This window comes from Brevundimonas sp. GW821-FHT10E09, from assembly GCF_058809375.1.
Genome location: NZ_JBXASO010000007.1, coordinates 153,391 through 170,083 on the forward strand (window position 1 = coordinate 153,391; position 16,693 = coordinate 170,083).

The 16,693-nt window shown below is 67.5% G+C and carries 19 protein-coding genes; 8 read left to right on the forward strand and 11 right to left on the reverse strand.

Annotated features, from left to right (window positions below):
* Positions 1-27: 27 nt before the first annotated feature.
* On the reverse strand, positions 28-195 hold the full coding sequence (rpmG, locus tag AC1RSI_RS08725; protein WP_008262536.1) for a 50S ribosomal protein L33: 168 nt from the start codon (positions 193-195) through the stop codon (positions 28-30).
* A 126-nt stretch (positions 196-321) separates the two neighbouring features.
* On the opposite strand from rpmG, the gene AC1RSI_RS08730 reads away from it, so the two are divergent.
* Entirely contained in the window at positions 322-888 is a 567-nt protein-coding gene (locus AC1RSI_RS08730) for a hypothetical protein (RefSeq protein WP_154725173.1), read from the forward strand.
* A 1-nt stretch (position 889) separates the two neighbouring features.
* Here AC1RSI_RS08730 and AC1RSI_RS08735 read toward each other — a convergent pair whose 3' ends face one another.
* From AC1RSI_RS08735 to rnr, 3 genes are read right to left on the reverse strand one after another with little or no spacing between them, the layout of a single operon-like run.
* Entirely contained in the window at positions 890-1,297 is a 408-nt protein-coding gene (locus AC1RSI_RS08735; protein ID WP_154725172.1) for a DUF5990 family protein, read from the reverse strand.
* A 2-nt stretch (positions 1,298-1,299) separates the two neighbouring features.
* Positions 1,300-2,019 carry an NUDIX hydrolase gene (locus tag AC1RSI_RS08740; protein WP_154725171.1) on the reverse strand — a complete coding sequence of 240 codons (720 nt, stop codon included), beginning with the start codon at positions 2,017-2,019 and terminating at the stop codon, positions 1,300-1,302.
* Positions 2,020-2,035: 16 nt separating this feature from the next.
* Positions 2,036-4,351, reverse strand: a complete 2,316-nt coding sequence (gene rnr / locus AC1RSI_RS08745) for a ribonuclease R (RefSeq protein WP_154725170.1) — start codon at positions 4,349-4,351, stop codon at positions 2,036-2,038.
* A 105-nt stretch (positions 4,352-4,456) separates the two neighbouring features.
* Here rnr and AC1RSI_RS08750 point away from each other — a divergent pair, with 105 nt between their 5' ends.
* Together AC1RSI_RS08750 and AC1RSI_RS08755 are read left to right on the forward strand one after the other, a co-directional pair.
* On the forward strand, positions 4,457-5,857 hold the full coding sequence (locus AC1RSI_RS08750; RefSeq protein WP_154725169.1) for a pyridoxal-phosphate dependent enzyme: 1,401 nt from the start codon (positions 4,457-4,459) through the stop codon (positions 5,855-5,857).
* A 4-nt stretch (positions 5,858-5,861) separates the two neighbouring features.
* On the forward strand, positions 5,862-7,025 hold the full coding sequence (locus tag AC1RSI_RS08755) for a cystathionine gamma-synthase (protein WP_154725168.1): 1,164 nt from the start codon (positions 5,862-5,864) through the stop codon (positions 7,023-7,025).
* A gap of 2 nt (positions 7,026-7,027) precedes the next feature.
* On the opposite strand, the gene AC1RSI_RS08760 is transcribed toward AC1RSI_RS08755, so the two are convergent.
* The 5 genes from AC1RSI_RS08760 to AC1RSI_RS08780 all read right to left on the reverse strand — a co-directional run bounded on the left by AC1RSI_RS08760 (position 7,028) and on the right by AC1RSI_RS08780 (position 9,586).
* Entirely contained in the window at positions 7,028-7,285 is a 258-nt protein-coding gene (locus tag AC1RSI_RS08760; protein WP_008260096.1) for a hypothetical protein, read from the reverse strand.
* A 25-nt stretch (positions 7,286-7,310) separates the two neighbouring features.
* A complete protein-coding gene (locus AC1RSI_RS08765) occupies positions 7,311-7,484 on the reverse strand; it encodes a hypothetical protein (RefSeq protein ID WP_008262128.1) in 174 nt (57 codons plus the stop codon).
* Positions 7,485-7,520: 36 nt separating this feature from the next.
* Positions 7,521-7,733: a cold-shock protein gene (locus AC1RSI_RS08770; RefSeq protein ID WP_008260450.1), complete on the reverse strand. Its 213-nt coding sequence runs from the start codon at positions 7,731-7,733 to the stop codon at positions 7,521-7,523.
* Between the two features lie 175 nt (positions 7,734-7,908).
* A complete protein-coding gene (locus AC1RSI_RS08775) occupies positions 7,909-8,619 on the reverse strand; it encodes a TorF family putative porin (protein WP_154725167.1) in 711 nt (236 codons plus the stop codon).
* A 34-nt stretch (positions 8,620-8,653) separates the two neighbouring features.
* On the reverse strand, positions 8,654-9,586 hold the full coding sequence (locus AC1RSI_RS08780) for an NAD(P)H-dependent flavin oxidoreductase (RefSeq protein ID WP_008261410.1): 933 nt from the start codon (positions 9,584-9,586) through the stop codon (positions 8,654-8,656).
* Between the two features lie 544 nt (positions 9,587-10,130).
* Here AC1RSI_RS08780 and queF point away from each other — a divergent pair.
* Positions 10,131-10,592 carry a preQ(1) synthase gene (gene queF, locus AC1RSI_RS08785; protein WP_040349994.1) on the forward strand — a complete coding sequence of 154 codons (462 nt, stop codon included), beginning with the start codon at positions 10,131-10,133 and terminating at the stop codon, positions 10,590-10,592.
* A 127-nt stretch (positions 10,593-10,719) separates the two neighbouring features.
* Here queF and AC1RSI_RS08790 read toward each other — a convergent pair whose 3' ends face one another.
* Both AC1RSI_RS08790 and AC1RSI_RS08795 read right to left on the reverse strand, forming a co-directional pair.
* The gene (locus AC1RSI_RS08790; RefSeq protein WP_154727092.1) at positions 10,720-11,247 is read right to left on the reverse strand and encodes a type II toxin-antitoxin system PemK/MazF family toxin; all 528 of its coding nucleotides are present in this window, start codon (positions 11,245-11,247) and stop codon (positions 10,720-10,722) included.
* A 193-nt stretch (positions 11,248-11,440) separates the two neighbouring features.
* A complete protein-coding gene (locus AC1RSI_RS08795; RefSeq protein WP_372704704.1) occupies positions 11,441-12,049 on the reverse strand; it encodes a nitroreductase family protein in 609 nt (202 codons plus the stop codon).
* Positions 12,050-12,094: 45 nt separating this feature from the next.
* Between AC1RSI_RS08795 and AC1RSI_RS08800 the strand changes: the two genes are divergently transcribed.
* The 4 genes from AC1RSI_RS08800 (at position 12,095) to AC1RSI_RS08815 (ending at position 16,573) form a co-directional block, all read left to right on the forward strand.
* Entirely contained in the window at positions 12,095-12,721 is a 627-nt protein-coding gene (locus AC1RSI_RS08800) for an NUDIX domain-containing protein (RefSeq protein ID WP_154727060.1), read from the forward strand.
* 20 nt (positions 12,722-12,741) lie between these two features.
* Complete coding sequence (cysE, locus tag AC1RSI_RS08805) at positions 12,742-13,563, forward strand: serine O-acetyltransferase (RefSeq protein WP_035307878.1); 822 nt, start codon at positions 12,742-12,744, stop codon at positions 13,561-13,563.
* Positions 13,564-13,615: 52 nt separating this feature from the next.
* Positions 13,616-13,837 (forward strand): DUF3126 family protein, encoded by a 222-nt coding sequence (locus tag AC1RSI_RS08810; protein WP_035307881.1) that lies wholly within the window; start codon positions 13,616-13,618, stop codon positions 13,835-13,837.
* A 246-nt stretch (positions 13,838-14,083) separates the two neighbouring features.
* Positions 14,084-16,573: a glycoside hydrolase family 3 protein gene (locus AC1RSI_RS08815; RefSeq protein ID WP_291753804.1), complete on the forward strand. Its 2,490-nt coding sequence runs from the start codon at positions 14,084-14,086 to the stop codon at positions 16,571-16,573.
* Positions 16,574-16,693 lie beyond the last annotated feature (120 nt).

Consider the following 16,693-nt stretch of genomic DNA (forward strand, 5'->3'; position numbering starts at 1 on the left):
GTGCGAGGGTCGCCGGGCCTTGAGCCCTTACTTGATCTTGCCTTCCTTGAAGTCGACGTGCTTGCGCACGACCGGGTCGTACTTCTTGACGACCATTTTTTCGGTCATGGTGCGGGCGTTCTTCTTGGTGACGTAGAAGAAGCCGGTGTCGGCCGTGGAGTTCAGGCGGATCTTGATGGAAGCCGGTTTGGCCATCGGAATTACCTCTGCGACGGCGAAAGCCGCTTAAAATAAGAGGCGTGGAACATACTCAGCCGCGCCCCAAAGTCAACGGGCGCGATGCCACGTTGATGCGGCGCGGCGCACATATAATGTCGTCGCATGAAAATCGCATCCTTCATCGCCGCCCTGGCCCTTGTTTCCGCGCCTTTCGCAGGCGCGGCGTCCGCCTTTTCCACGCCAGAGCAGGACGCCTTCCTGGCGCGGCTCAACGCCCTGTGCGGCCAGAGATTCGAAGGACGGGTCGTCACGACCGACGCAGCCGACGCCGCCTTCGCCAGCCAACGGTTGATCATGCATGTCCGCGACTGTTCGGCGGAAGAGGTGCGTATTCCCTTCGCCGTGGGCGAGGATCGGTCGCGGACCTGGGTGGTGACGAAGACCGACACGGGCCTGCGGCTGAAACACGATCACCGGCACGAGGACGGCACGACCGACGTGCTGCACTGGTACGGCGGGGATACGGCGGAGGCGGGCACGGCCGAGCGGCAGGAATTCCCCGTCGACGCCGAGTCCATCGCCCTGTTCGACGCCAACGACGCGGCGGTCTCGACCACCAATGTCTGGGCGATGGAGGTCCATCCGGATCGGATGTTCGCCTATGAGTTGCGGCGTCCGAACCGTCATTTCCGCGTCGAGTTCGATCTGACGAAGCCGCTGACCGAATAGGTCAGACGGCGCGCCAGGGCTGGAGCGGCCGCACGGTGGCGCAAGCCGGGCCGCCGTCGCGGGCGCGGCCGGGCAGAACGGCTTCCAGCACGCGCCCTTCGCGCGCCAGGGCCAGAAGGTCGGCGGGAATGTCGAGGACGTCGATCTTGGCGCGACGGGTCCATTCGCTGTGCTGTCCCGCCGATGTGCCGATGGCGATATAGACGAAGCGTCGCGACGGCCCTTCGCGTCGCACGAAGGGGCCGGTCAGCCGCCCGTCGTCGGACAGGGTGACAGGGACGTCGAAACTGATCGGACCATCGTCGGCGATGCGGGGATCGACCGGCGCGTTGGCCTTGTCCTGCAGGCTGTAGGCGACGCCTGGGACCGGATCGGCTGTGGTCAGGCGCAGGGTGATGGCGCTGGGCATGGTCAGTCCCTGTGATCGACGACGTGGCGGCCACGCACCATGCGGACGAAGGGCAGGGGGCGGTCAGGATTGGCGCGGTCCTGGGCCAGGCGCTCGGCCAGTTCGCCCAGCACGAAGCGGGTGATGGCGGGCAGGTCCAGGGCGCGGGCGTCTTCCAGCGGCAGCCAGGCGATCTCGTCCAGTTCGCCCGATCCGGCGGTGGGTTCCGGCGTCATAAGCGCCTCGGACGGCGCCATGAAGAAACGGGCGTCGAAACGGCGTGTGCGGCCGGGCGGCGTGACGGCGCGGGCGATGTAGGACAGGACCGACAGGTCGGGCAGGGCGCCCGCCTGTCGATATTCGCGCCACGGCCCGGCTGTGTTGGCGGGCGGCGCGGGGCGGCCCAGGATCAAGCCGGTCTCCTCGAATGTCTCGCGCACCGCCGTCAGGGCCAGTGCGCGCGCGCGGCGGGCGGGAACCTCGGCCTCCAGCCTGCGGGCGACGTCGGACGTCAGATCGCCCGTTGCGGCGGCGGTGAAATCCGCCCGGTCGATCCGCCCACCTGGAAACACCCATTTCGACGCCATGAAGACATGCCCTGGCGCCCGTCTTCCCATCAGCACCTCGGGCCGCGACCCGCCCCGCGTCAGGATCAGGGTCGCCGCGTCCTTGGGCCGCTGGGCGCCGCCGACACGCGGGGCGTCGGCGAGGTCTTGGGCGGCGTCGAAGGGGTGATCCTTCATTCCGCTCATTCCGGGGTCATTTCCGTTTGCCCTTCCGGACGCCCTTCAGTCCGCCCGCCGGCTTGGAGCCGTTGCGAGGCTTGGGACCGCCCGGCCGACCCTTGCCACGCATGGGCGGGCCGTCGCCGCCGCGTCCGCGAATACCGTAGCGCGGGGCGGGTGCGTTGGGGTCGCGGGGTTCGGGCTCGCTGAGCATTTCGAACACCAGGCCGCCGGTGACGGGGGTGGCCTCCATCAGCTTGACCTCGACCTTGCGACCCAGGGTGAACCGCTTGCCCGTGCGTTCGCCGACCAGGGCGTGGGCGCGGTCGTCGTGGGCGAAATATTCGCTGCCCAGGGTCGAGACGGGCACCAGGCCGTCGGCGCCCGTCTCGTCCAGCCGGATGAACAGGCCGAAGCGGGTGACGCCGGTGATCCGACCGGTGAAGGTGGCCCCGACCCGGTCTTCCAGGAAGGCGGCGATATAGCGGTCCATGGCGTCGCGTTCGGCGGCCATCGACCGGCGCTCGGTCATGGTCACGCCCTCGGCGATGGCGGGCAGTTCGGCGATCTCGCGATCCGTCAGCCCGTCCTTGCCGAAACCCAGCGCCCGGATCAGGCCGCGGTGGACGATCAGGTCGGAATAGCGCCGGATCGGCGAGGTGAAGTGGGCGTAGCGATCCAGGTTCAGGCCGAAGTGGCCGACGTTGTCGGGCGAATAGATGGCCTGCATCTGGGTGCGCAGGACCACCTCGTTGACCACATCGGCGTATTCGCCGTCGCGCGTCTCGTCCAGCAGCTTGTTGAACCGCTTGGTCGTGCCCGGCTCGCCCTTGTTCCACGGCTTGCCGATGGTCGAGAGGAAGTCGGCCAGGTTGAAGATCTTCTCCTGGCTGGGCGCGTCGTGGACGCGGTAGATCAGGGGCGTCTTCTTCTGCTCCAACGTCTCGGCGGCGCAGACATTGGCCTGGATCATCATCTCCTCGATCAGCCGGTGCGCCTCGAGAGAGGCGCGCTTTTCGATTGAGGCGATGCCGCCGTCTGGAGCCATGCGGATGCGGCGCTCGGCGGATTCGATCTGCAGCGGGCTGCGCTTCAGCCGGCCCTTGAGCATGGCGTGATAGGCGTTCCACAGCGGATAGAGGATGGCCTCCATGATCGGGCCGGTGGCGTCGTCCGGTTGCCCGTCGATGGCCGCCTGGGCCTGTTCGTAGGACAGTTTGGCGTGCGACCGCATCAGGCCGCGCACGAACTTGTGGCCGGTCTTTCGGCCGTCCTTGTCGAACACCATCCGTACCGCCAGGCAGGCGCGGTTTTCGCCTTCCTTCAGGCTGCACAGGCCGTTCGACAGCACCTCGGGCAGCATCGGCTCGACGCGGTCGGGGAAATAGGTCGAGTTGCCCTTGTCCCGCGCCTCGCGGTCCAGATGGGTTCCGGGCCGCACATAGGCGGCGACGTCGGCGATAGCGACCCAGACGATCCAGCCGTTCGGGTTCTTGGGATCCTCGTCGCGGGCGGCGTAGACGGCGTCGTCATGGTCACGCGCATCGGCGGGGTCGATGGTGATGAAGGGGACCTCGCGCAGGTCCTCGCGGCCCTTCAGCGTCGGCAGGGCCTGATCCTCGGCCTCACGCTCGACGGCCTCGGAGAAGCCGGTCGGGACGCCATGGGCGTAGATGGCGATCAGGGAGGCGGCGCGGGGGTCGTCCTCCTTGCCGATATGTTCCAGGATCTTGCCGCGCTTGGGACCGAACCGCTGTTCGCCCTTTTCGATGGCGGCCAGGACCAGGTCGCCGTCGCGCAAATCACCCGACTGGGCCTGGGGCACCAGCAGCACGTCCTTGGAGCGGCGGTCGACCGGCTCGACGCGGGTCTCGCGCGCCGACTTGCGGATCACGCCCAGGACGCGGTTCGTGCCGACGTCCAGCTTCTTGATCAGTCGGGCTTCCCAGCCGTCGCCGCCGCGCTGGAACTTGACCAGCAGGCGGTCGCCCAGTCCGGGCGCGGGGCCGGGCTTGCCCTTGTCGGGCATCAGTATGGCGCGGGGCGCGTCGGCGCTGGCCTCGACCAGACGGACGTAAAGTTCACCGTCGCCGTCGCGTTCGATCACGTCGGCGACGCCGACAGGGGGCAGGGCGCCGGCTTCGGAGAAGCCCTTGCGGCCGCGCTTGCCCAGTTTTCCTTCTTCTTCCAACTCGCGGATCATTTCGCGCAGGGCGCGGCGGTCGCCGCCCTTCAGGCCGAAGTGGCGCGCGATATCGGTCTTCTCGGCCGATCCGGCCTCGCGCAGGAAGGCGAGGAGGGTGTCTTTGTCGGGAAGGCCGGCGGGCGGCCTTTTGGATGAATTGGTCATTGCGTCTTTCGTAGCGCGGAACCGCGCCCTTGGGTCAAATCTTGCGTGAGTTGACCATGTGAATGTGAGGCCTCAGCCTCTCTGCGTCCTGAACCGGAGTCTTCGATGTCCCTGAACGCCCCCGCCCTGAGCGCGACCGTGAAGTCGCCGCTGGATCTGATCGGCAAGACGCCGATGGTGGAGGTGACGAAGATCGACACCGGCAAGTGCCGGCTGCTGCTGAAACTGGAGTCCCAGAACCCCGGCGGTTCGATCAAGGATCGGATCGCGGTCGAGATGCTGGATGCGGCTGAGAAGGAAGGCTGGTTGAAGGAAGGGGGCACGATCGTCGAGGCGACGGCGGGCAATACGGGCCTGGCCCTGACTCTGGTCGGCCGGGCGCGGGGTTATAAGGTGCTGCTGGTCATCCCGGACAAGATGTCGAAGGAAAAGATCCAGCATCTGCGGGCCATGGGCGCCGATGTTCGCCTGACCCGTTCGGACGTGCCGCACGGGCATCCTGAATATTACACCGACATGGCCGAGCGCCTGTCGCAGGCCATTCCCGGCGCCTATTACGTCAACCAGTTCGCCAACCATTCGAACGCTGACGCCCATGTGAAGACGACGGGGCCGGAGATCTGGGAGCAGACGGGGGGCGACATCGACGCCTTCGTCGCCGGCATCGGCTCGGGCGGGACGATCACCGGCGTGGCGCGCTATCTGAAGAGCGTGGGCTCCAGGGCCCAGATCGTCTTGGCCGATCCGGTGGGATCAACCCTGGCCGGCATCGTCAATGAGGGCGTGCCGGGGCCGGACGGCAGCTATACGGTCGAGGGCATCGGTCAGAACTTCGTGCCCGACACAGCGGACATGAGCCTGATCGACAAGGCCTATTCGATCCCCGACGCCGAGGCGATCGCCACGGCGCGCGAACTTCTGCTGAAGGAAGGCATTCTGGCGGGGTCGTCCTCGGGGACGCTGATCGCCACGGCCCTGCGCTGGTGCCGTGAGCAGACGGAGGCCAAGACCTGCGTCACCTTCGTCTGCGACACCGGGGCCAAGTATCTGTCAAAGGTCTACAACGACGCCTGGCTGGCGGATCAGGGTCTGGGCGAGCGCGAGCTGCACGGCGACCTGTCGGACCTGATCAACCGCAAATACGAGAAGGGCGACGTGGTCGTGGCCGGTCCGGGCGACACCCTGGACACGGCCTTCAAGCGGATGAAGGGCGCCGACGTGTCCCAATTGCCGATCATTGAAGACGGCCGCCTGGTCGGCATTTTGGACGAGAGCGACCTGATCCAGGTGATGAACACCGACGAGATCACCCGCAAGGAGCGGTTCGCCAAGCCGGTGGCCTCGGCCATGACGCGCGATCTGGATACGCTTCAGGTCAAGGAGTCGTTGGACGCCCTGATCCCCGTGTTTGACCGCGACCGGGTGGCCATCGTGCTGGACGGCGAGCGGTTCGTGGGCCTGATCACCCGCACCGACTTGATCAACCACCTCAGCCTGAACCGGTAGAACCATGGCCGACAAGAAGAACAGCCAGGGTTTCTCGACCCGCGCCATCCATGCCGGGCAGCATCCCGACCCGACTACGGGTGCGGTGATGACGCCGATCTACGCCACCTCGACCTATGCCCAGGAAAGCCCGGGCGTGAACAAGGGTTACGAGTATGCGCGGGGCAAGAACCCGACGCGCGAGGCGTTTGAGGCCTGTATCGCGGACCTGGAGGGCGGGACGCACGGGTTCGGCTTCGGCTCGGGCATGGCGGCGACCTCGACGGCGCTGGAGCTGCTGGACGCGGGCGATCATATCGTGACCGGCGACGACCTGTACGGCGGATCGTGGCGGCTGTTCGAGCGGGTGCGTCGGCGGACCATGGGGCTGGACTTCGCCTATGTGGACCTGAGCGACATCGCCGCGGTCGAGGCCGCGATCACGCCCAAGACCAGGATGCTGTGGGTCGAGACCCCGACCAATCCCTTGATGAAGCTGGCGGACATCGCCGCCCTGTCGAAGGTGGCCAAGGCGCACGGCCTGCTGCTGATCGTGGACAACACCTTCGCCACGCCCTTCTGCCAGCAGCCGCTGAGCCTGGGGGCGGATGTGGTGATGCACTCGGCGACCAAATATCTGAACGGCCATTCGGACATCATCGGCGGGGTGCTGGTGACGGCGGATCCCGATCTGGCGACGCGGATCAAGTTCCTGCAGAACTCGGTCGGCGGGATCATGGGGCCGTTCGACGCCTTCCTGGCCAACCGGGGGCTGAAGACCCTGGCGCTGCGGATGAAGGCGCACTGCGAGAACGCCCTGACCGTGGCCCGTTGGCTGGAGACCCGGAAGGGCGTGGCCAAGGTCATCTATCCCGGCCTGATCGCCCATCCGCAGCACGAACTGGCCGCGCGCCAGATGCACGGGGGCTTCGGCGGCATGGTGACGGTGGTGCTGGAAGGCGACCTTGAGCGGACCAAGCGGGTGCTGGAACGGGTGCAGGTCTTTACGCTGGCGGAGTCGCTGGGCGGGGTCGAGAGCCTGGTGAACCACCCGGCGATCATGACCCACGCCAGCGTGCCCAAGGACATCCGCGAGAAGGGCGGCGTCACCGACAGCCTGATCCGGCTGTCGGTCGGGGTCGAGAACGTCGAGGACCTGATCGCGGATCTGGATCAGGCCCTGGGCTGATCTCAGCTGGAGGGAAGGGCGGTCTGGTGGCCGGTGACGGGGGGCAGCTTCTTCTTGGGGGCGGCGCGCTTGACCGGGGCCTTGGCGGCCTTGGGCAGGGCGGCGCGGCGCGCGACTTCGGCGTCGATGACCGGCAGGATGTCGCTGGCGGCCATGACCTGGGTCGAGGCGCCGTGTTCGACCAGACGGGCGGCGTTGGCGCGCAGGGTCACCAGATCGGCGTCGGTCATCGAGGGGATCATGTCGGCGAGCGGGGTCATGCGGGCGTCCTGTACGGAATAGGCATCAGGGCCGGCGCGCGAGGCGCCAGCCCTTCAGCTGATTGAAGGCGATCTCGACCACGACCGGATCACCCAGCCCGGAGACGCCCTGAGGCGTACCGAGCGTGGGCAGAACCGTTACGACGTGGCCGTTGTCCAGGCGGACCTTGCGGCCGCCCAGCGGCAGGAGCTTGGTCACCTCGCCGTCGAAGGCGATGGTGTTCCGAAGCGTGTCCTACTCAGCCGCCGTAAGGCGACCGGCGGATTCCTTGCCGGAGCGCGAGTCGCGCTCGATCTCGTAGGAGATCTTCTGGCCTTCGTTCAGCGAGCCGACGCTCGAGGTTTCGACAGCCGAGGCGTGGACGAAGACGTCCTTGCCGCCGTCATCGGGAGCGATAAAGCCGTAGCCTTTGGTGGGGTTGTACCATTTAACAGTGCCGGTAGCCATTTGGAGACCTCCGTCTGGCGTTGGCCGCAGGGAGGGATCCCTGGTCGGCCTGTCGGGTCTGAATGGGATCGGCGTTTGGACCTCGGTGCGTGATGCAAAGGGAGCAGCGGCGTTACGCAGAGAGATCGACCCTCCCCATATGGGCGGCCTTGGCCCGGGGCGCAAGGGCAGGGCGTCAGAAGGCGTAGGCGAGCCGGGCGACGACGGCGTCCTCGTACTGCTCGTCCAACGCGGCGGCGTCGGTGTCGTAGTAGCGCAGGTCGAGGGCGAGGGCGTCGGTCAGGGCGTAGGTCACGCCCGCGTTCCAGCCGGTGTAGTCGGGGCCGCCGTCCTGTTCGCGTCGGCCGATGGCGGCCGAGCCGTCGAGGCGGGGCGAGAAGGTCCAGCCCAGTTCGGCCTCGACCCAGACGTAGGAACGGGTCAGGCCGGGGGCGTCGGGGGCGTACTGGACCAGCAGGGCCGCCTGGGCGGGACCGACGGCGCGGCTGACCTCGGCGCTCAGCTCCAGGCCGTCGGCGTCGTAGCCGGGATCGACGTCCAGGCGGCGCTTGTAGGCGAGGTTGAGGTCGAAGGCGTAGCCGAAGGCCTCGGGCCGGTAGCCGACGATCCAGTCGGTCTCGATGTTCGAGCCGCCCGCCTGGATGGTCTGGAAGCCGGGGGAGACATAGATCCGGCCGTCGTCGCTCTCCCAGGCGGCGTAGGCGGAGACATAGGCGTCGTTGCACGACTTGGAGGCGGCCTTGGAGCGGTTGTCCGTCCCCGCCTCGACCTCGAAGCCCCAGACGCCGCGGCCGGGAGACGTCTGGGCCTGGGCGGGGACGACGGCGGTCAGGACCAGCAGGGAACCCAGCAGGGCGGAGGGAACGAGCGAGGGGATTCGGATCATGCGGGCTCCAACGCGCGGGATGCGCGAAGGAGCCTTACAGGTTTGCGGTCCTGGCTGAAAACTGTTCCGTGGCCTGAGCGAACTCTTGTCGCAGGCGGCCGACCAGTTCGGTGGTCGGCAGGACGTCGTGGATGGCGCCCGCGCCCTGGCCGGCGGACCAGACCGTCTTCCAGGCCTTGGCCTCGTCGCCCATGTCCAGCTTGTGCTCGGGCAGGTGTTTGGGGTCGATCCCGTTCTCGATCAGTGACTTGGACATGAAGTTGGCCGGGATGCCGGACACGGCCGGGGTGTGGACGATGTCGGTCGAGCCGCTGTCGATGATCATCTGCTTGTAGGCGTCGGCCGCCATGGCCTCGGTCGTGTTGATGAACCGGGTGCCCATATAGGCGAAGTCGGCGCCCAGCATCAGGGCCGCTGCCACGTCCTGACCGGTCGAAATCGCGCCGGACAGGATGATGGTCCCGTCGAAGAAGCTGCGCACCTCGTTGACCAGGGCGAAGGGGTTGATGATCCCGGCGTGGCCGCCCGCGCCGTTGGCGACCAGGATCAGGCCGTCGACGCCCGCCTCGGCCGCCTTGCGCGCATGGCGGATGTTGGCGATGTCGTGGAAGACCACGCCGCCGTAGCCGTGGACCGCATCCACCACGTCGCGCACGGCGCCCAGCGAGGTGATGATCAGCGGCACCTTCTCCTCGACCGACACCGTCATGTCGGCCATCAGCCGGGGGTTGGTCGGGTGGACGATGTGGTTGACGCCAAAGGCGGCGGCCCCGGGCTTCAGCCGGCCCTTGATCTCGTGAATCCAGTCGCGATAGCCCTCGGCCGTGCGCTGGTTCAGCGACGGGAAGGTGCCGATGATCCCGGCGTTGCAGGCCTCGACCACCAGGTCCGGGCCGGAGACCAGGAACATGGGCGCCGAGATGATCGGCAGGGTCAGGCCTTTTTGAAGCGAAGCGGGAATGGCCACGGGCGTCTCCTGGGTTTCGTTTCGCTACGCTTAGCGGGCTGTCGCGGGGGAAGGCAATCGGGGAGAATTCGGGCGACGGGATTTCAGACTCGCCGACGAAAAAACAGAGTCTGAATCGTATGAATCGTCTGAAATCGGCGGCGAAGCTGGACGGTGAAAACACAGTCTAATGAGTCCAATGAGTCCAATTTCGGCCCTCCCATCCGATGGGGGTGATTATAGCCGGATTTCAAGGCATGGCGGGTTGAGCAGGGTTTTTTGACGTCAGAGCGTTGAAAGGCTGAGGAAAAATCTGCGGAACTAGGGGCGTTGAACGCCACAAGCCTCGTGCGCGGCGCGCCCCCTCCACCACCGCGCGAAGAGGCGCGGCGGTCCCCCTCCCCCAATGGGGGAGGATTTCGGTCGTCGGCTTCGTAGTCCTCCCCCGTCTGGGGGAGGGGGACCGCGTCTTCGCGGTGGAGGGGGCCGGACGCGGATGGGGTCTGGAATGGGGCGGTTCGCCCGGAGGATTTTCTTACGCGCCGCAAACGCCTAAATGCGCGGCATGACCCACTACACCGACAACCTCAGCCAACTCGGCGCCCAGACCGCCGCCCCGACCAGCCCCGAGACGGCCGTGCTGGAGCGGGTGCCGAACCCGCATGCGGATACGCTGTATCTGGCCCGGTTCACGGCGCCCGAGTTCACCAGCCTGTGCCCGGTGACGGGCCAGCCGGACTTCGCCCATATCGTCATCGACTATGCGCCGGGCGACTGGCTGGTCGAGTCCAAGAGCCTGAAACTGTACCTGACCAGTTTCCGCAACCACGGCGCCTTCCACGAGGACTGCACCGTCGCCATCGGCCGGCGCCTGGCGGACCTGCTGGCGCCGAAATGGCTGAGGATCGGGGGGTACTGGTATCCGCGCGGCGGCATACCGATCGACGTCTTCTGGCAGACGGGCGTGGCGCCCGAGGGGCTGTGGCTGCCGGATCAGGGCGTGCCGACCTATCGCGGGCGGGGGTGACGTGAAAACAAAAAAGCCGGTTCGAGAAGAACCGGCTTTTCGGAATTATGCCTCCGGAGAGGCGTGGGACAGCAGGGTCCCCGCGGCCGAAACCGTGACGTGTATATAGGCTGAGATCTTGCGATGATCAAGTCACCCCCGATGCGGGATCTGAGGAGGCAATCCCTTTTTGAAGAAAGGGCGTCAGAACACGGCGGACATGACGGCTGATCGCTTCGATGTCACTTGGGTCTAGGGTGAATGGCTTGCGCATCTGACCAGCAGTCGTTCTGAGCGGTCTGAGGCGGCCCGACGAGACCGCATAGATGTGATCGCACACGGCCCATGATTCATCTGCTGTCTGCTCGTTTGGATTGTGTTTGAGTTTGTATCCGTGCGGGTTGGACGACTGATCGCGTTTTGTCAGGGGAATGACGAGAGATACGTCGGTGAGCCTGGCGGATTTGATCACCATGACCAGATGCTCGGAGTCGAATTCAGGAATGAGGTTGGTGTGGGAAAAATCGCACCAGTAAACTTCCCCCACCCGTGTTCCGCTTTTGAGGGAGGTCACGGGTGGCTGCTTAATCTTGGCGGGTGGCGGCGCGCGTTTCGCCATCGCCTCTCTGACATCGTCACTGGCGGATATGGTGCCGGTCTTCCGGGGGGCGGTCATTGCACAACCTTGAATAAACCTTGTGCAACTCGCAATGACTGATCGCCGCCTCTCCCTTGAAGCCTAGGGCCGCGGCTTCTCACCCGCGCCTGGGCTTGGGCCGACCAATCCCGCCCACGTCGTTACGCCTAAGGCGCCGCTGGGTCCCCCGGTCTGCGCCGCGAAGGCGCGGCTTGCCGGAGGATGACGCCTATCACGGCAGGCGCGTGACCCTGGCGGCCATGTCCGGGCGGGGGCGTTCCAGGGCGGGTTCGGTCAGGGTTCCGATGTGGATGAAGCCGGCGACGGCTTCGCCCTCGGTCAGGCCGAACAGGGCCACAGCCTGGGGGTCGTAGCTGTACCAGTCGGTGATCCAGCTGGACGAATAGCCGAAGGCGCCGGCCGCGTGTTCCAGGTTCATGCAGACGGCGCCGGCCGACAGCTGTTGCTCCCAGACCGGCTTGGCGGCGGGGACGGGCGTCGAGACGACCAGAATGGTGAGGGGGGCGGCGGTCAGCTTGGCCAGGACCGCCTGGTCCTTGGCCGGCTTGTCGCGGGTCTCGGCCAGGACGGCCAGTTGCTCGGCGATCCGGGCGCGGCTGAGCGGGCCCAGGACCACGAACCGCCAGGGGAAGAGCTTGCCGTGATCGGGGGTGCGGGCGCCCAGGGTCAGGATCTGGTCCAGCTCGGCCTCGGTCGGGCCGGGGGCGGTCAGGGCCTGGGCCGGGGCGGAGCGGCGCGTGGCCAGCCGGTCGCGCAGGTCCTGCGAGGGGACCGGGGCGGGCAGGGGAGCGTTCAGGGGGATAAGGGGCAGCTCGGTCATGCGGTCTAGCTAGGCTTTCGTCCCCGCCTTCGCCATAGGTGAGCCATGAGCAATTCCGACGAACCGAAATGGGCCGAGGGACTGGTCAAGCCGCCGGCGTGGCGCAGCGACGGAACCGAGGTTCTGTTCGACAGCCCGTGGCTGAGCCTGACCCGACATCCGGCGACGGCGCCGACGGGGCATGCAGCCGACTACGCCGTCGTGCGGTTCAAGAACGTCGGGACCGGCGTGTTGCCGGTGCATGACGACGGGACGGTGGTGCTGGTAGGCCAGCAGCGGTTCGCCCTGGCCAACTATTCCTGGGAAATGCCCGAGGGCGGGGCGCCCCTGGACGAGGATCCGTTCGACGGGGTCCGGCGTGAACTGGCCGAGGAGGCGGGGCTGGAGGCCGCGCACTGGGCGCCGGCCCTGACGGTCGAGATGTCCAACTCCATCACCGACGAGATCGGCATGAGCTGGATCGCCTGGGGCCTAAGCCCTGCGCCGGTCGCGCCGGACCCGACGGAGATCATCGCCGTGGTCCGGGTGCCCTTCCTGGATCTGCTCGACGAGATCGGGCGCGGGACGGTGCGCGACAGTCTGACGGTGGCGACGGCGTACAAGGCCTATCATATGGCGCAGAATGGAGCCCTGCCTCCGGCGCTGGCGCAGGCCATGCTGGGGCGGGTATGATGTCGCCGAAGGAGCCCGGCATGGCCAAGCTTGAAGTCGTTGCGGAAACCGACAGCGTGTGGCGCCAGCTGCGCGCCTCGGCCGAGGCCGCCGCGCGCGAGGAGCCCCAGCTGGGCTCGCAGATGAATGCGGTCATCCTGTCGCACGACGACCTGGCCGGCGCGCTCAGCTTCCAGATCGCGCGCAAGCTGGCCGACGGGGAAATGAGCGCCATGTCGGTGCGCGAGGTCTGCCTGTCGGCCTTCGTCGCCGATCCGGCCATGGTCGCGGCGGCGGAAGCCGATCTGCAGGCGGTGGCCGAGCGCGACCCGGCGATCCGCAACCTATTGCAGCCCTTCCTATATTTCAAAGGCTTCCAGGCGCTGCAGGGCTGGCGCGTGGCGCACTGGCTGTGGGGACAGGGGCGCGAGACCCTGGCCTTCCACTTCCAGAGCCGGATCTCCGAACTGTTCCAGCTGGACATCCATCCGGCGGCGCGGCTGGGCAAGGGCCTGTTCCTGGACCACGGCACCGGCATCGTCATCGGCGAGACGGCGGTGGTCGGCGACGACGTGTCGATGCTGCACAACGTTACCCTGGGCGGCACGGGCGCCGAGCGCGGCGACCGCCATCCCAAGATCGGCAAGGGGGTGCTGCTGGGCGCCGGGGCCAAGGTGCTGGGCAATATCCACGTCGGCGACTACGCCAAGGTGGCCTCGGGCTCGGTGGTGCTGAAGGATGTGCCGTCGGGCTGCACCGTGGCCGGGGTGCCGGCGCGCCTGGTCAACTGCCCCACCGGGGCCGAGCCGGCGCGGACCATGGACCATACGCTGGCGGACGTGGTGTACGACTTCGTGATCTGACGGGTTTCCCTCAACGCCCGACTTCTCTAGGGTCCGCCGCCAACCCAAGACCATGAGGCCCCCCGTGAAAGACACCGACCTGAAGCGCATCGAGGCCCACCTCAAGCGCACCTTCAACACCGGCGGCATCATCGTGAAGGCCCGTCCCAAGCAGAACGACTCGGCCGAAGTCTATGTCGGCGACGAGTTCATCGGCATCGTCTTCGAGGACGAGGACGAGGAAGGCTCGTTCATGTTCGAAATGGCGATCCTGGCCGAAGACCTGCCGGACTAGGGGTTTGATCCCCTCCGGGAATCGCCCTGCGTCAAGTTGCGCGGGGCGATCTTGAGAACGTTCTCAAAAATGGCTTGACGGGCCGCCGCGTCCCGTCCCTAATCCGCGCCGAAGGGCGGCGGATCGATCGCTCGGGAGCAGACGCGCAGGGTGAAGGGTCGGAATGTCGCCATTCCGTCGCGCCTGTCCGCCTGTCTTCCGATCCGTCAGACGCACGCCTCCTGGTTCATCCTGCGAGGAAATCCGATGCGCACGACTGTGTCCCTGATGGTTCTGGCCCTGGCCATGAGCGGCGGCGCCCCCGCCCTGGCCCAGACGGCCGCGGTTCCCGAGGCGGCGCGGGCCCATCCCGCCCTCTGGCCCCAGGCCGCGACCCCGGCCGCGATCAGCGATGCGCGTACCGAGGTCTTCGTCACCGAGCTGATGGCGAAGATGACGCTGGAGGAGAAGGTCGGGCAACTGATCCAGGCCGACATCGGCTCGATCACGCCGGACGACCTGAAGACCTATCCGCTGGGCTCGATCCTGGCGGGCGGCAGTTCGGGACCTTGGGGCGACGACAAGGCGACTGCGCAGAAGTGGCTGGACCTGGCCCGCGCCTTCCGCGCCGCCAACGAGGCGCGCGGGGGGACGGTGATCCCGCTGATCTATGGCATCGACGCGGTGCACGGGCACAACAACGTCCCCGGCGCGACCATCTTCCCGCACAACATCGGCCTGGGCGCCGCGCGCGATCCGGACCTGATCCGGCGGATTGGGGCGGCGACGGCGCTGGAAGTGGCCGTGACAGGGGCGGAATGGACCTTCGGCCCGACCCTGGCCGTGCCGCGCGACGACCGCTGGGGCCGGTCCTATGAGGGATACGCCGAGGACCCGGAGGTTCAGCGGTCCTACGCCGGGCCGATGACCCTGGGGCTCCAGGGCGAGCTGCAGCCGGGGCGGCCGCTGGCGCCCGGCCATATCGCCGGATCGGCGAAACACTTCCTGGCCGACGGCGGCACCTTCGAGGGCGAGGACCAGGGCGACTTCCGGGGCACGGAGCAGGAGCTGATCGACGTCCACCTAGGCGGCTATGTCCAGGCCATCGACGCGGGCGTGCTGTCGATCATGGCCAGTTTCTCGGGCTGGAACGGCTATAAGCACTCGGGCAACCCGACCCTGCTGACCGACGTGCTGCGCGGGCCGCTGGGGTTCAAGGGCTTCGTGGTGTCCGACTGGAACGCCCACGGGCAACTGCCGGGCTGCACCAATGAGAGCTGCGCCCTGGCCGTCAACGCCGGCATCGACATGCTGATGGCGCCCGATAGCTGGAAGCCGCTGTACGCCTCGACCCTGGCCCAGGCCAGGTCGGGCGAGATCCCGGCGGCGCGGGTGGACGAGGCTGTGCGCCGCATCCTGATCGCCAAGGTCAAGACCGGCCTGTTTGAACCGACGCGGCCGGTCGAGGGCCGGTTCGAGGAACTGGCCTCGCCGGCGCATCGGGCCCTGGCGCGCGAGGCGGTGCGCAAGTCGCTGGTGCTGCTGAAGAACGACGGCGTCCTGCCGGTCCGCGCCAATGCGCGGGTGCTGGTGGCGGGGACGGCGGCCGACGACATCGGCCAGGCCTCGGGCGGCTGGACCCTGAGCTGGCAGGGGACGGGCAATTCCAACGCCGACTTCCCCCAGGGCCAGTCGATCTGGGGCGGGATCGAAGAGGCGGTCAAGGCGGGGGGCGGGAGCGCGACCCTGAGCGCGGACGGGAGCTTCACCCAGAAGCCGGACGTGGCCATCGTCGTCTTCGGCGAGACCCCCTATGCCGAGTTCCAGGGCGACGTGGACAATCTGGACTACGTGCCCAGCGCGCCGCTGGAGACGCTGAAGCGCCTGAAGGCGGCAGGGATTCCGACCGTGTCGGTCTTCCTGTCGGGCCGTCCGATGTGGACCAATCCGGAGATCAACGCGTCAGACGCCTTTGTCGCCGCCTGGCTGCCGGGGACCGAGGGCGGCGGGGTCGCCGACCTGCTGGTGGGCGGCGCCGACGGCAAGCCGCGCAACGACTTCCACGGCAAGCTGTCCTTCAGCTGGCCCAAGGATGCGACGGGGACGCCGCTGAACCACGGCCAGCCCGGCTATGACCCGCAGTTCGCCTATGGCTACGGCCTCAGCTACGCCGCGCCGGCGACGGTGGGGATGCTGTCGGAGGAGAGCGGGGTCTCGGCCCAGGCGACCAATCTGGACCGCTATTTCGTCGACGGTCGGTTCGTCTCGCCCTGGAGCCTGCTGCTGAACGACGCGGGCGGCCAGACCCGGCCCGGCACGGCCAAGACGGCCTCCAGCCCGCGCAGCGGCGTGGCCTCGCGCCCGGTCGACGACCTGGCCCAGGAAAGCGGTCAGCAGTTCGTCTTTGCGGGGACGGGAGCGGCCAGCGTCGAAATCTGGGGCACGCCTGTCGATCTGACGCGTCAGGCCAATGGCGCCGTGGCTCTGGGCTTCCGCTACCGGGTGGACGCTGCGCCGAGCGCGCCGGTGGCCTTCAAGCTGGGCGGCGGAGCCATCGACCTGACCGGCCTGCTGCGTTCGGCCCCGGTGGGCCAGTGGCGCGAGGCCCGTATCCCCCTGACCTGTTTCCGCACCGACGGCGGGGATCTGTCGAAGGTCGAGGTTCCATTCCACATGGCGACCAGCGGGACGCTGACGGTGTCGGTGTCCGAGATCAAGCTGGACTCCAGCCAGACCGAGACGCGCTGCCCGGCATAAGGGGCTATGAACACCCTAAGCGGAAGCGCTGAGCTTCCGCTTAGGGTGATGGGGTGGACGCCCCCCGACGGCATCTATGTGCCAGAGTGAGGTGTTGAACAGCACTCGAAGGAGGCGTCC